This window comes from Paenibacillus ferrarius, from assembly GCF_002027705.1.
Classification (GTDB): Bacteria; Bacillota; Bacilli; order Paenibacillales; family NBRC-103111; genus Paenibacillus_E; species Paenibacillus_E ferrarius.
Genome location: NZ_MBTG01000021.1, coordinates 63042 through 78224, shown reverse-complemented (window position 1 = coordinate 78224; position 15183 = coordinate 63042). Strand labels below are relative to the sequence as shown.

Here is a 15183-nt window from a genome sequence, read left to right as displayed (position 1 = left end):
TTTCGGCAACCGCAACTGCAACACTACTGCCAAATTACACTGGAATAACTCCAATGTTATCGGGTTTGGGAAGAGGAAATTGCTCCTTTGACTGGAATTTATCCAGTGAAATACAAAAAACGACTTCCTAGAGGCCACAAACCCAAATACCACTGGAATAAATCCAGTGGTATCGGGTTTGGGAGATAGAAATGCTCCTTTGACTGGAGTTTATCCAGTGAAATGCAAAAAAGGCCCATCTAGAGGCCAGCATCTCTCTTCTTTCATACGAAGTAGGCTCCGCCCATACGGAAAGAACCCCTGTAGGCTCCGCCCGCGTGGAAAGAATAACTACACATGCAGAGGCTCCCCCCTTCTGCGAAAGAGAGAGCCCGTCATCATTTAAATATATTCAAAACTGCGTGGCATACAAATTTGCGTACACGCCATTTCGCGCAAGCAATTCATCATGCGTACCTTGTTCTGCAATACCGTCCTCCGTCAATACGATAATTCGCCCTGCATTGCGGATTGTAGAAAGGCGGTGGGCAATTATGATAGTTGTACGCCCTTTAGCCAGCAATTCTAACGATGCCTTAATGATTTTTTCGCTCTCGTTATCCAGTGCGCTTGTCGCCTCATCCAAAATAAGAATGGGTGGATTTTTTAAGAATACGCGAGCAATGCTTAGCCGCTGCTTCTGTCCGCCGGACAGTTTGACACCTCGCTGGCCAATCTCGGAGTCATAGCCATTTGGCAAGTTCATAATAAAATCATGGGCATTAGCGTGCTTGGCTGCTGCGATAATTTCTTCATCGCTGGCTGCTTGATTTCCATAACGGATGTTATCCATTACCGTCCCCGCAAAAAGGAAAACATCTTGCAGTACAAAACCAATTCTTTTTCTTAACGACTCTAGGTCGATATTACGGACGTTGATCCCATCTATTAATATCTCTCCGTCTATCGCATCATAAAAGCGAGGGATGAGCGAGCATAATGTCGTTTTACCCGCACCAGACGGACCCACTAAGGCAACATACTCACCTGGCTGGATACGAAGCGAAATGTTCTGTAATACTCTGTCCAAATGTTCTTCATAATAAAAGGAAACTTGTCTGAACTCGATCTCCCCGTGTATCTCCGGCAGAATTATGGCATTCGATTTGTTTTCGATTGACGGCTTCAAATTCATGACTTCCATAAAGCGCTGAAAGCCAGTGACTCCTTCTTGAAGCTGTGTGCTCATATGGTTCAGTCGTTGAATTGGCTCGATCATAAAACCGATATAAAGTAAAAAAGTAAGCAAATCCGGTAAATCTAAAGCAGCGTTGACGATACTGGCACTGCCAAAGATGATCACCGTAATCGTAATCAATTGAATAACGGTTTCAAAGCTATTGTAAAAAAGCGCCTCAGCTTTATACGTGATCTTGCGGCTTTCGAAGAAACGGGCATTTGCCTGGTCAAACTTCCCTATCTCTACGATCTCGTTGGCAAATGATTTTACATCACGGATACCCGAAAGACTATCCTCGACCTGAGCGTTTACATCCCCGATTCGCTCTTTGTTTCTTCTTATTGCCTTGTTCAACCTTTTATTAAAATACAAAGCTAAGAGGCCTAGAAACGGTAAGAAACAGAATACGGCGATCGTTAATGGCGCGTTAATAAAGAACAAAATACTAAATGCTCCTACAAAGCGGACGAGATATTTCATGTAATCTTCCGGACCATGATGGTACAGCTCGGAGAGCAGCAGCAGGTCGTTCGTTATTCGAGACATGAGCCGACCTGTCTTTTCTTTATCGTAAAAGCTATGGGGAAGCTTTTGCATGTGAGCGAATAGTTCGCTGCGCATGTCACTTTCCATGCGAGCGCCTATTTCATGGCCTTTGTAGTCCACAAAGTAATTACCGATATTCTGGATCGCGACTAAAACTAGCATTAGCCCTCCAACCCAATACACTTCATTAAGCGCAGTTGATAAATCTCCTTCCAGAACATCTTTCGTAATATACCGAACGAGCAGCGGAAACACCAAGGTCGCAACTGATGTGATTAAGGAGCAGGCCAATACTGAAATAAACATGCTTAAATACGGTTTGTAATATGAGAAAAATTTATTAACTGTAGGACGCATCGAATTTCCCCTTCTTTGTGTTATTTAAAACACATATAAGGGATATGCTGTTTATGACTAAAGAAAATGTTTCCCCTTATATGTTTGCATGGTAGAATTCATCATTTTTTTCATGTCAATTCCTCCTTGTTTTTTATAATCCCATCGTAAACCATTCCATTATTAAAACTCATGGTCTTATTTGGTTATAGTTAAACTTTCACCAAATAAACAAACTACTCCACGATCATTGTCGTGGAGTAGTTTGTTATTTGGCAATTGTTCTTAAGTTATCGTCGTTTTTTTCGTATTCGCAATCGCTCCGCTAGCCATCCAGTAGTTGCTTGGCATTTCGAATCGTTTTATCACTTTATTTGATAGAGGCTTCATAAATGTCTTCAATGGTTTTGGAAAGCAACGCGTTGAATTCATTGTCTGTTTGTTCGGCCGTTAGTCCCTGCGACAAGGCACGCGAGAAACTGGCGATCAATCCATGATTGTGTGCCAGCTTCTCATTCGCTTCCGCTTGCGTGTAGCCGCCTGACAAAGCTACAACCCGGAGAACATGTGGATCCTCCATTAAGTCGCTGTAGAAATTGTTTTGTGTCGGTATGGAAAGTTTCAACATGATTTTTACGTCTTTGCCAAGTTTGGATAGTTGATCGAAAATCTCAACTTTTAATAGTTTTTCCGATGCTTCCTTATCCGCGCTATTGATATCAACTTCCGGTTCGATGATCGGTACTAGCCCCATCTCGGCGATTTGATGACCGATGGCGAACTGTTGCTCAACGACTTTTTTGATTCCGGCAGGATTGGCTTCCTTAATAAGCGAGCGCATTTTCGTCCCGAAGATATTTCGCTCAGACGCCCGCTTCAGAAGGTCGTTTAAACCAGGAATAGGCTTCATAAGCTGAACCCCGTTTTCAAGATCGGCAAGCCCTTGATCGACTTTTAGAAAAGGCACAATGCCTTTCTTCTCCCAAAGATAATCGGCTGTAAATTGCCCGTCAATGGAACGGTCCATGGTGTTCTCAAATAAAATTGCACCCAAAATGTACTTGGAATCAAAAGCGGTACTCTTAATAATGCGCGTTCTCATCTCGTGCACCAAGGTATACATCTCATCTTCATTGGAATAGCTATCTTCCTTTATGCCATACTGCAGCAGAGCCTTAGGAGTACTTCCACCGCTTTGGTCCAAGGCCGCTATAAAGCCCTTTCCCGTTTGGATTCGATCCAATTGATTTGTATTCATGGATATGTTTCTCCTCCTATTTCATGGACTGAATTGCCTCTTGAATCTTACTTATCAATTATATCACTTCTAGTTGCAAACATACATTTTAGGCATGCAGGAGAAACAGAACCCGCAGACAGCAGTAAACAACAACTATACGAAACGTTCTTTAGGGACTCTCAACGGGCAACAACGAAGTAACAATCAGAGACAAGGTTTGCCTGTAGACCGCATAGGCTGATTGTACATCTCCTAAGTGTCCACCCATGTAAAGATGAATAACGCCGTGGAGCGAGGCCCAGACTATTCGTACAATGGATTCCGTGTCATAATGGCCAGGAATCAGTCCTTGCTCTTGGGCATGGCTGATTACGGTTATTAATTGGCGCATGGCTGTTACGGTACCTTGTACACTTGCCTCGTCCGGTTTGAAATCAGCAAAAGCACCTCCGAACATCAGCTTATAATAGCTGGCGTAACGCTGCCCGAATTGCCAAAAGCTTTCACCTAAATTCATCATATGCTGTACTGGATCAGCAGCTTGCGGCGTCGCCTCGAATTCAGCTGCCAGAAGCTTGCAGCCATCCAGATACAACTGCTGAGCCAAGCCCTCTTTATTAACAAACAAACTATAAATAATTTTTGTCGAGCAACCCATTTTCTGCGAAACTTTACGCACCGTAACGGCTTCCGGCCCCTCTTCTTGCAAAAGCATTGCCGCAGCATCAACAACGAGTTTGCGGAGATTTTCAGTATTTTGCAAGCGAGCTTCTTGGTAGGTTTTCAACACTCGCGAGTTCGCATTGGAAGAGATCTCTTGACCGCTCATAATCATCACCTTCGGTTATCGTGTTTGCATCAGGAAACCAATTTCCTGACTCTCTTGCAAGGAATTTTATATAGTTGTTACGCAGTTGTCAATGAGACATTAGATGTTCAAAGACTATATTGACTTTCTAAAAAAAGCGAGTTACAATCAAACCATTAAGAAACACTGTTACCAAATAGTACGATACTACTTATCTTTCTCTGGTAATGGAAATTTCTCTTGGTCAAATGGTAACATCGTTTCTATATTATAACATAGTATTTAAAAGGAGAATAGAACTATGAAAATTCAAGGTAAATGGGCGCTAATCACGGGAGCTTCTTCTGGTATAGGAGAACAATTCGCAAGACAACTGGCCAAACAAGGCAGTCATTTGGTACTCGTTGCCCGATCAGAGAGCAAGCTTGAGAGCCTGGCAGATGAGCTTACAAAAATGTATGGCATCAAAGCCGAAGTTATCTCTATGGACCTTTCAAAAGAAGGAGCGCCCAGCGAGTTATATCAGCAATGTCGACGTTTGAAAGTAGATATCGACATGCTTGTCAACAATGCAGGCTTTGCTACACATGGTTATTTCGAACAAGTGTCAGGTGAGCGTCAACACGAAGAAGTTATGCTCAATGTCGCCGCTGTTGTAGATATGACCCACTTGTTCTTGCCGGATATGTTACGCAATGGCTCAGGTGCAGTTATGAATGTGGCTTCAACCGCCGGATTTCAACCGCTTCCCTATATGGCCGTATATGGGGCAACGAAAGCTTTCGTTCTATCATTTACTCAAGCTTTATGGTGGGAAAACCGCGACCGCGGCATTAAATTCTTCGCACTTTGTCCCGGTTCGACGGACACCAGCTTCTTTAGTGTTGTAGGAACGGAAGAAGCTTCCGTCGGAAAGAAAGACACGCCGGAAAGAGTCGTAGAGGTAGCACTTCGCGCGTTAAAGGAAGGGAAAATGTACGTCGTTCCGGGTGTGCAGAATTATATCGGGGCGCAGTTATCGCGATTCATCACACGCAAGCAAGGTCTTCGGCTTGTTGGAGGCATGCTTCGTCCACGCGGAGGCTCCGGCAATAATAACAATTATAAGAATCTAGGTGCTCACTCTGATCTTGCAGGGAGGACAACTCGATGAAAGCTGTACAACTGACAAACGGCTTCGGCTTTGAGGGAGGAAGCCGCCACCTTGCCGATCGCGGCATTAACCGCATGGAGCATGTTAATTGAATACGGTGGTTTGCAAGCAGGCGATACCGTGCTGTTGCAAGGAACAGGCGGTGTTTCCATCTTCGGGCTTCAATTTGCTCTTATGGCTGGAGCACGAGCCATCATCACATCGAGCAGCAACGCCAAGCTAGAACGAGCAAAAGCTCTCGGTGCATGGAAAACAATTAACTATTCGGAAGTTCCCGATTGGGATAAGGCAGCGTTAGAATTGACTGGCGGCGTCGATCACGTTCTGGATGTTGGAGGAGCGGCTACGATGGTAAAATCCATAAATGCGCTTCGCATTGGAGGAACCTTGAGTATGGTCGGATTCTTATCGGGCTTGACCATTCCGGAATACGATGTCACCAGTATTTTGCAGAAAGCCGCAACTGTTCGCGGCAGTCAAGTCGGCAACCGACATCACTTTGAAAAGATGAATCGAGCGATTGCCCATCATCATTTACATCCTGTCATCGACCATGTATTTCCACTGGAACGAATTGGAGATGCATTCGCGCTCTTGGCTGAAGGAAAGCAATATTTCGGTAAAATCGTAGTTCAAATCTAACTTAAAAGACATAGGAGGCGCTTTAATGCCAAACTCACAAGTTCGCTCCGTTAAATCAACTGAAGGCGTGAATCGCCCTCAACGCTCACAGCGCAAAATAGTACGTAGATTTATGTTATCGCTGCTTATGTTGCTTCTTCTTGGAGTGATCGTTTTCTTGCTTGTGCCTTCACCGATCGAACCGGCAAAATGGTCCGTGCCAATCGCCCCCTCTTTGCAGGAACCAGGCCCATGGCAAAAGAACAATAAACTCAGCTCGGCTCAGCTCGTTACTGATGCCCCTCAATCCCCGGAATTCATTACATTCGATAAGGAAGGCCAGCTATATACAGGAGATTCGGATGGGAAAATTTATAAGGTTGCTTTCGATGCGGAGGGCAACCCGCAAAAGGCTCAAGTGTTTGCAGACACCAAAGGAACGCCCAATGGGCTTAAATTTGACGTTAATGGAAATTTGATCGTTACTGATATCAAGAAGGGACTGCTGTCTATAAACCCATCCGGGAGTATAGAGGTACTGGCCGATCAAGTGGACGGCAAGCCGATCTATTTAGCTAACGAGCTTGATATTGCCAAGGATGGCTCGATTTATTTTTCCGACACCTCGAACTATGGCCGCGTGACTTTCAGAGAAATTGCCGAGAACAAGCCGCACGGACGTTTGCTGAAGTATGATCCAATGACCAAGCAGACGACTGTCCTATTAGAAGGGCTCTATTTTGCAAATGGGGTAGCGTTGTCTAGTGAGGAAGATTATGTGCTTGTAGCTGAATCGTATCATTATCAGTTGACTAGGTACTGGCTGAAGGGCCCGAAGAAGGGGACATCTGATATTTTCGCAAGTAATCTCGCAGGCTTCCCCGACAACATTACACGAGACGATCAAGGTCGTTTCTGGGTCGGTATTTTCACGACACGCATTTCTTTTGTAGATCAGATGCACCGCAACCCTTGGTTGGCCGGTACCATGGCCAAATTGCCGGAGTCGCTGCTTAGCGGCGCAAGTGCACCGGCGAAGCATGGACTTGTTGCGGAGTTCAGTCCGCAGGGGGAACTCACTGGAAGTTGGCACGACCCAATAGGCTCAGTGTACGGCGTAACTACGGCTGTAAACCATAACGGATATTTATATATAGGAACGGCTCCTGGAGGAAGCCAAGGCGTTCATCGCGTGCTATTAACTAAATAATGCTAGAGGTGGTTACCTTCGGGTATCACCTTTTTTTCATATGGAGGATAAATTCATACTCCCCCCTTGCCATTATGACTCGCGAGCAAATGGTTGTGAAACAAAGAATTCATAAATTTACCCATATTGATATTGAAAAAACACCTGTCAGCGCCCTTTAGAAGGAGATAGTATTGACATTGCAAACGCTTTATTATTTTACAGTCATTATTATCTTTTATTAAGGGAGTGTATGAATGAGTAAAAAGTATTCTTTTAAACATGTCGCTGTCTCTTTTTTATGCGGATCATTGTTCTTCTCTGGGATTGGTCTTGCAGCTACAAACTCGGCCGACATTAGCTTGCAAAAGTTGAAATTAATCGTGAACGGGGTAAATAAAAGCGCTCCAGAAGGTTTGTACAACAATCAGGGTGACTTAGTGCCAGAAACATTGATGTACCAGAATACTACGTACGTTCCTATTCGGCTGATCGGAGAACTGCTTGGCAAAAGTGTTGAGTGGAAATCCGACAGCAGATCCATCATGATTGGAAGCAACGCCGTTGATCCAAGCAAAAACAAAGTGGTTTTGGATACTTCCAAACTGCTTACTTTAGATGCAGACACATTGAATGAAGCAAAACGCAAATACTTGGCGGGAGATTCATTTATTACACAAAGCGTAAATCAGTTGAAGAAGGATGCAGATTTGGCTATGCAAAAAGGCCCTTTTTCAATCCTAGATAAAACCACGGTCGCTCCTAGCGGTGATAAGCATGACTATGTCTCGATCGGTGTTTACTGGTGGCCGAATCCTGATACACCTGATGGAAAACCCTATATACAAAAAGACGGACAACAGAACCCAGAAGTCAATACGAATAAATTTGACAGAGATAACTTCGGCAAAACCACCTCAGGCATCCGTACCTTATCGTTAGCTTATTTCTATACCGAAAACGAAGCCTATGCTGAATACGCGGCAAAATTGCTCAAAGTTTGGTATCTGGATGCTGCTACGCGCATGAATCCGAGTTTGGACTACGGTCAATCGGTTCCAGGTGTCAATGAGGGCAGAGCAGCGGGGATTATCGAGACGTTAAATATTTTCAATACGCTTGATCCTGCCACGATTTTAAAAGGTTCGAACTATTTATCCGATCAAGACTTCAATAATTTCAAGCAATGGATTGGCGACTATATGAAGTGGCTCATGGAAAGTCCGATCGGTAATGACGAGAAGAATGCCACAAACAATCATGGCAATTGGTATGACGCACAAGTCGCCGCCTACGCCTTATTCAGCGGGAAACCCGATATTGCCAAGAAGGTAGCTGAAGAATCAAAAAAACGCATTGCTGCTCAAATTGAACCCGATGGAAGTATGCCTCGTGAGTTAAGTCGGACGCGTTCCCTGCATTATTCGACTTACAATATGGATGCTCTTACCCAAGTTGCTCGCTTGGGAAGCAAAGTCGGAGTCGATCTTTGGAATTATAAGACGGCTGACGGGCGCAGTATTCTTAAAGCGTTGGAGTTTCTGAGCCCCTACATTAGCAAGCAAAAAGCATGGGAGTTTGAGCAAATAAAAGCAGAGAACCTTTCTTCGGCAATTCCCATCATGACGACTGCGGCGAAAATTTATGGCAAACAAGAATTCCGAACTGCCGCTGAACAATTATTGAAAGAAAAAGATGCGACAGCGCGAGAGCACTTGCTGTATGGAGTTCCGATCACTTCCAAATAAATATAACACTACTAAACTAATCCCCTCACAACTTCCTTTCTAGAAGAATATGTTTATAGAAAGGTAATGAGGGGAGGTGATTGGACATGCCCTTTACAACTGGTGTCATTACGAATACGAATGTTACTGGAACAGCAGCATCCAACATTGTTGTAAACACAAGAAATATTGATCTCAGCAACACAGCTATCATAACCGTTCAAATTTTTGCTTCTGTCAACTCAACAGTCTTCCATACGGACTACGCCACTTCTTATATTGTTCTTCCAAATGCCTATGATGTACGTGAATTTTTCATTGCCGGCAATGTGGCTTATGAGGTTCAAATTAATGTGTTAAACACAACAAGTGCGATAATGTCAGTTTTCGGTTTAGATGGATTTGGAAATCTGGTAAATGATCAACGGATTCTTCAGTCAGACATGTCTTTCATTACAAGTTTAAGTCCCCCTATGTAAAGATTAGCTGAGGAGGCCGTCCCAAAAGTAAGAACTAATGACTCTTAGGACAAGGCTGCTGTTCAGAAAAATGAGTTTTTAAAAATAGAAAAGGAGTTAAGCGGCTTTCATGGCTTAACTCCTTTTCTTTTTGCGTCTACGGCCGCTTTCTTCAACAAATTATGGGCAAGCGAAAGCCACCCGACATCCTGCCCACTTTAAAGCTGTATTTCAGCCTTACAGCTGCCACTACTCAGGGAGAAACAGCACCTTTTCCCTTCCATAAGTATGTTTTCCAGTCTTATGGACATCATCTCGAGCGTCCCCCACATGGGATTCGGAGAAGCTCGATCGTGCCTATACCAAACTTACTTTTACTATTCGATTACCGGCAGCTCGGATTCGTACATCATAACCTGACATAAACTGGCTGTTCTGGCCGTTCTGCGTGTGATCTTCTTTCATGCGTATGAATATGGTGTTCCGGATCTATGTCCACAGTTTCTTTCTCTAAACCTGCAATTATGCATCTTTTTGGACCTTGGAATAGCCGTAACTATTAAATTCCTGCGTTTGTGCAGGCTTTTGAGGCTTTTTCTGGATGATCGGCTGAAAAAGATAAAAATGCCTGCACAATTGCAGGCATTTCCACGTTTTAACCGAATTCGCCCGGAAATTCCTGTATTTTCGCAGGCTTTTACACTCGGGTGAACGGATCTGATCTGGAACCACATGAAAGTAATCAACCCCATCATCTATCGACGCTTACCTACTAAAATTCAGCTTATGGGACAGCCTCTTTTTCTTTTTCCCCTCACACGAGCTTCATTATTATGGGTATATGAACATTATTTTTGAAGCATAATAAGTCGTCTTCCAAACAAAACCAAAAGGAGTGTTGTATATGCGTGAAGGTTTGATTCCTGCCGTTCTTGGAACTGTAGTTACTGCTTCTGGTTATACAATCCTTAGAGGCAAGAATAAAATTGCCGGTATGGGTATCCTTGGCTTTGGAGCTGCTCATATGATTCTTGGAGCAATCGACTTAATTGAGCATCGGTAAGTTTGGCAAGACGAACAGGGAGGCTCATGCTCGCCTCCCTCCCTTCTTAACTGTATAAGCCTTTTGGAGTAGGACGATCTGAATTCAGGAGATACTCATATGATTTTGTTTTGCAATATCGCATTGCTGCTGACTAGTATCCTCACCGGATCTCTAAAGAGATGGCAACTTTATTATAAAACCGTTCTATACTTGTCTTTTTGCAATTTGCTTTATAATGTTTTATGCAGTCACTCTTTAACTTGGTCCTTTCGCTCTGATTCTCTGCTGAATCATAAGACAACTGATTTGTTGAATACTTTTATACTACTGCCCTGCACGGCCATTCTATATTTGCATTTCTTCCCAACTTCAAAGAAAAGAAACAAATTTTATTATTATCTCGCATGGGTTGCCGGCTTTTCAGCAATTGAATACTTCTGGTACATCCTTGACCTCATCATCTACAACCATGGCTGGAGTTTTCCATGCTCTATTGCCTTTTACTTCGCTATGTTCTACGCACTGGAGCTTCACCATAGAAACGTGAGCAAAGCGCTATTGTTCTCCTTTTTCGCTATTTTATTTTTAGTTATTGCCTTTAAAATTCCAATATGGAAGTAAGACGTTCTCCGCGGCCATGCCAAGCAGTGATTACAGCGCCTTTTTTTAGCACATTATAAGCAATCTCGCATTCTATATAGAGAATCTATATAGAAACGAGGTGATAGAAATGGCTCGCGCAAAAGCTGTTCGTCAACCTGATTTGGTATTGATTACTTGGACAAGGAATCCTCTGGTTCCCGGTTCCGCACGCAGGATTACTGCAGTTCGTATTATTGGCAATACGCAACCTTGTACATTTACGTTGGTACGCAATGGATTGCTTATTAATGCCTTAAACTGTTTATTAGATCATGATATTGGCTTTAGAATCGTATTCCAGAAAAAAACATCAACAATCAGCGGATATTTGTTATTGCAACGCAATTGATCATTGTGATTGAGGGCAGCCCATGGGCTGCCCTTTTTTGCTATATGATATTGCAATCTCGTAATAGATTCGGCTGCGTTGTGAAATATCAGCGTATGGTTTATACTTCTCTTTGAAATTATACTTAATTACAAAGGAATGATAGCATGTTAACTAATACTCCCGAATACTGGATTTCTAAGCTCGAGCTCATAGCCCACCCCGAAGGGGGTTATTATAAACGGACCTATCAAGCTGAAGAACAAATTTCTGATCAGGAATTATCCGTTCAGTTCACAGGTCAACGTTTGCTTTATACCAGTATCTACTTTCTCTTGCAATCACATGATGTCTCCCATTTCCATCGGTTGAAATCGGATGAATTGTGGTATTTTCATGCCGGAAGCCCCTTAACCATTCATGTCATTCATGAAAATGGCAGCTATGAAGAAGTAAAATTAGGACTTAATTTGGAAAATGGCGAAACCCCGCAATATTTAGTTCCCAAAAATGCCATTTTCGGGTCTTCCGTTATGCTGAATAACACCTTCTCCCTAGTTGGATGTATGGTATCGCCTGGCTTTGACTTTCAGGACTTCGAACTGTTGGCACAAGATGATTTACTTCAGCAATATCCGCAGCATAAGGAGATCATCAAAAAATTAGCCTATGAGCTGCTTCCTGTGTAATGAACTATATACCTATAAAAGCCACCTATCTCTAGGTGGCTTTTATGTATTTCCAATTGCCAAAAAACTCGGTACCAAGGTATAATTTTCCAATATAAACTTTGAAGGAGAACACCTATGATACTATCAAAAGGACAAAAAGTAGATGTGACGAAAGGAACCCATCTCTCTAATCTTAGCCTCATCTTTGGCTGGACATCTGCGAATGCGGCTATGACTATTGATGCTGCATGTTTCGTATTATCCGAAAGGAGCAAATGCGAACAGGATGAAGACTTCATTTTTTATGGGAACCCAATTTCAGAAAATAGTGCCCTCTGTCACAAGCAAAGTTTGGGTGCAGATCAAGAAATGATACAAATCAACCTCTCCAAATTACCAGCAAAAGCAGCGAAATTGGCTTTCACAGTCACCATTCATGAAGGTGATCAGCATGGCTACATGATGAAAGACGTTTCAAATGCGTATGTTAGACTCGTAAACACAGATAACGATCAAGAATTATTCCGTTTTAATTTTGGCGCCGATCTATCCAAAGAGACAGCCATTGTCGCCGGCGAATTGTACAGGCACAATGGGGAGTGGAAATTCAATGCTGTAGGCAGTGGATTTTTCGGAGGCTTAGCTGCTTTGTGTACCCATTTTGGATTGGAGGTCGTCCAAGATGCCCAGCCTGAAGCAGCCGTTGCTGCTGAGATTAAACCCCCGTCTTCTATTGATTTGCGCAAGAAACTGGTACAAATCACCTTAGAAAAGAAAAACTTGAGTCATCTTGTAGCCCGAGTGGGTCTCGTACTTGATGTTACCGGTTCTATGATGCCCTTGTACAAAAATGGTACCGTTCAGGAAGTCGTTGAGCGCATACTGGCTGTTGCCTGTAAATTTGACGATAATGCCAGCTTGGATGTGTGGGTATACGATAATGAATTTAGCCGTTTATCCGCTGCTACAGAGGCTGATTTGGAGCAATATGTGCAAAAGCAGATTCTAACCAACCCGCACATTCATAAATTTGGCAGAAACAACGAGCCGCCAGTTATGAAAGATGTCATTCATAAATATACCGTTGAAGAAATTTCCTCTTTGCCTGTGTTCTTAGTATTCATTAACGATGGCGGTGTCGTGAAAGCTATTAAAAAGGTGATAACCGAAGCGGCTGTCCACCCTATTTTTTGGCAATTCGTAGGGATCGGTCATTCAGATTTTGAAGTCCTTAAGCAATTAGACACGATGGAAGGACGTATTGTAGATAATGCGAATTTCATTCATATTCATGATATTGCCTCGATTTCCGATGAAGCCTTGTATAATCTTCTTTTAAATGAATTCCCGCAATGGATTGAGGCAGCCACAAATCAAAGAATACTCAGACAATAAAGAAAACCTTCATTGCCGCTATACAACGCGGCTCTGAAGGTTTTTCGTATATGAGCAAGATTTAAATGGAATTAAGAATGGAAATCCTGACCGGAGCGAACTTCTTTGACATAACCGGCACGGATGACGAAATCGCCAAAGTGCTCGCTGTCCAGACGTTCTTTCGCATATTGATTAACAATCGGTCTCAAGGAATCGAGAATCTCAGTTTCTCCGATATTTTCTTTGTACAGCTTATTCAATCGGCTTCCGTTATGGCCGCCACCCAAATACATATTGTATTTGCCTTGCGCTTTGCCAATGAACGCGATTTCCGCCAACATCGGACGAGCGCAACCATTCGGGCACCCGGTCATACGGATAACAATTTCCTTATCACGCAGACCCGCTTCTTCCAGCATCGGTTCAATCTTGTCGATCAGCGTAGGCAAGTAACGCTCCGATTCAGCCATAGCCAGGCCACAGGTTGGGAAGGCAACGCAAGCCATAGAGCTTCTCCGCAGTGCAGAATAATGCTGCCCATCCGTTAAGCCATATTCGTTAATCAGTTCTTCAATTTTCTTTTTCTTTTGAGAGCTGACGTTTCCGATAATCAAGTTCTGATTCGCGGTAAGACGGAAGTCTCCTGTATGGATTTTGGCAATCTCACGAAGCCCTGTCATCAGGTAGAAATTGTCTTCGTCTTTCACACGGCCGTTCTGGATGAACAGGTTGTAATGCCATTTGCCGTTGCTTCCTTTGACCCAGCCATAACGATCACCATTGTTATCAAAATGGTAAGGGCGCGCTGCCTCCAGCTTCCAGCCCAAACGAGCCGTTAGCTCGCCAATGAACCAATCGATGCCGCGGTCATCAATCGTATATTTAAACCGAGCATGCTTACGTACCGAACGATCACCATAATCACGCTGAATCATAACCGTTTTCTCGGCCAAATCAATCATTTGCTCAGGCTTGATGAAGCCGATCACTTGCGCAACTTGCGGGTAAGTCAAGGTATCGCCATGACTCATCCCCATGCCGCCGCCAACAGATACGTTAAAGCCTACCAAACGTCCATTTTCTACGATAGCAATGAAGCCCAGATCCTGGGAGAAGACATCGACATCGTTGGAAGGCGGTACGGCTACACCGATTTTGAACTTACGCGGCAGGTAGACATGACCGTAGATCGGCTCTTGTTCTACGCCATCCAAGCTGTCCACGACTTTCTCGCCATCGAGCCAAATCTCATGATAAGCTTTGGTGTGAGGATCGAGATGGTTGCTCACGCGGCTAGCCCATTCGTAAACTTCGGCATGAACATCGGATTGAAACGGATTCGGATTGCACATCACGTTGCGGTTCACGTCGCCGCAAGCCGCTAATGTGCTAAGCAAGGCATCGTTCACTTCACGAATTGTTTTCTTCATATTCCATTTCAGCACACCATGCAATTGGAAAGATTGGCGCGTTGTCAGGCGAATCGTTCCGTTCGCATATTTCTGTGCTACGCGATCCATCATTAGCCATTGCTCCGGAGTAACGATTCCGCCAGCTGCACGTACGCGCAGCATGAACTGGTAAGCAGGCTCCAGCTTCTGCTTTTGACGCTCATTGCGAAGATCTCTATCGTCCTGCATGTAGCTTCCATGGAATTTCATCAAGCGATTGTCGTCTTCAGGAATCGAACCCGTGATGGCGTCTTTTAGCGTTTCTTCAAGGCTGCCTCGCAGGTAATTGCTTCTAATTTTGATCTCTTCTACATCACTGTGCGGCGCACTATTAGGTGAAAGTAAATTGTTATCTGACATTGTCGGCCTTAC

General features: G+C 43.7%; 14 protein-coding genes and 1 pseudogene. 11 read left to right on the top strand and 4 right to left on the bottom strand.

What is annotated here, in order from left to right; translation table 11 throughout:
* Positions 1 to 391 precede the first annotated feature (391 nt).
* The 3 genes from BC351_RS21960 to BC351_RS21950 form a co-directional block, all read right to left on the bottom strand.
* Positions 392 to 2122: an ABC transporter ATP-binding protein gene (locus BC351_RS21960; protein ID WP_079414939.1), complete on the bottom strand. Its 1731-nt coding sequence runs from the start codon at positions 2120 to 2122 to the stop codon at positions 392 to 394.
* 349 nt (positions 2123 to 2471) lie between these two features.
* Complete coding sequence (locus tag BC351_RS21955; protein WP_079414938.1) at positions 2472 to 3359, bottom strand: fructose bisphosphate aldolase; 888 nt, start codon at positions 3357 to 3359, stop codon at positions 2472 to 2474.
* 151 nt (positions 3360 to 3510) lie between these two features.
* Complete coding sequence (locus tag BC351_RS21950) at positions 3511 to 4170, bottom strand: TetR/AcrR family transcriptional regulator (RefSeq protein ID WP_079414937.1); 660 nt, start codon at positions 4168 to 4170, stop codon at positions 3511 to 3513.
* Positions 4171 to 4450: 280 nt separating this feature from the next.
* On the opposite strand from BC351_RS21950, the gene BC351_RS21945 reads away from it, so the two are divergent.
* From BC351_RS21945 to BC351_RS43540, 11 genes and pseudogenes are all read left to right on the top strand, one after another.
* Entirely contained in the window at positions 4451 to 5302 is an 852-nt protein-coding gene (locus BC351_RS21945; protein WP_079414936.1) for an SDR family NAD(P)-dependent oxidoreductase, read from the top strand.
* 51 nt (positions 5303 to 5353) lie between these two features.
* Entirely contained in the window at positions 5354 to 5944 is a 591-nt protein-coding gene (locus tag BC351_RS21940; protein ID WP_244209135.1) for a zinc-dependent alcohol dehydrogenase family protein, read from the top strand.
* A 25-nt stretch (positions 5945 to 5969) separates the two neighbouring features.
* Positions 5970 to 7133: an SMP-30/gluconolactonase/LRE family protein gene (locus tag BC351_RS21935; protein WP_079414935.1), complete on the top strand. Its 1164-nt coding sequence runs from the start codon at positions 5970 to 5972 to the stop codon at positions 7131 to 7133.
* Between the two features lie 236 nt (positions 7134 to 7369).
* Positions 7370 to 8860 carry an alginate lyase family protein gene (locus BC351_RS21930; protein WP_079414934.1) on the top strand — a complete coding sequence of 497 codons (1491 nt, stop codon included), beginning with the start codon at positions 7370 to 7372 and terminating at the stop codon, positions 8858 to 8860.
* Positions 8861 to 8946: 86 nt separating this feature from the next.
* Positions 8947 to 9318: a hypothetical protein gene (locus BC351_RS21925; RefSeq protein ID WP_079414933.1), complete on the top strand. Its 372-nt coding sequence runs from the start codon at positions 8947 to 8949 to the stop codon at positions 9316 to 9318.
* Between the two features lie 883 nt (positions 9319 to 10201).
* Positions 10202 to 10360 carry an asparagine synthase gene (locus BC351_RS21920; RefSeq protein WP_079414932.1) on the top strand — a complete coding sequence of 53 codons (159 nt, stop codon included), beginning with the start codon at positions 10202 to 10204 and terminating at the stop codon, positions 10358 to 10360.
* Positions 10361 to 10459: 99 nt separating this feature from the next.
* Complete coding sequence (locus tag BC351_RS44395) at positions 10460 to 10963, top strand: CBO0543 family protein (RefSeq protein ID WP_079414931.1); 504 nt, start codon at positions 10460 to 10462, stop codon at positions 10961 to 10963.
* A gap of 109 nt (positions 10964 to 11072) precedes the next feature.
* The gene (locus BC351_RS21910) at positions 11073 to 11333 is read left to right on the top strand and encodes a hypothetical protein (RefSeq protein ID WP_079414930.1); all 261 of its coding nucleotides are present in this window, start codon (positions 11073 to 11075) and stop codon (positions 11331 to 11333) included.
* Between the two features lie 146 nt (positions 11334 to 11479).
* Positions 11480 to 12001, top strand: coding sequence for a cupin domain-containing protein (locus BC351_RS21905; protein ID WP_079414929.1), 522 nt, complete (start codon positions 11480 to 11482; stop codon positions 11999 to 12001).
* A gap of 117 nt (positions 12002 to 12118) precedes the next feature.
* A pseudogene (locus tag BC351_RS43545) lies at positions 12119 to 12634 on the top strand (TerD family protein); the annotation flags it as partial.
* 15 nt (positions 12635 to 12649) lie between these two features.
* A complete protein-coding gene (locus BC351_RS43540) occupies positions 12650 to 13378 on the top strand; it encodes a vWA domain-containing protein (protein WP_244209137.1) in 729 nt (242 codons plus the stop codon).
* 71 nt (positions 13379 to 13449) lie between these two features.
* Here BC351_RS43540 and cysI read toward each other — a convergent pair whose 3' ends face one another.
* Positions 13450 to 15171: an assimilatory sulfite reductase (NADPH) hemoprotein subunit gene (cysI, locus tag BC351_RS21895; RefSeq protein WP_079414927.1), complete on the bottom strand. Its 1722-nt coding sequence runs from the start codon at positions 15169 to 15171 to the stop codon at positions 13450 to 13452.
* Between the last annotated feature and the right edge of the window lie 12 nt (positions 15172 to 15183).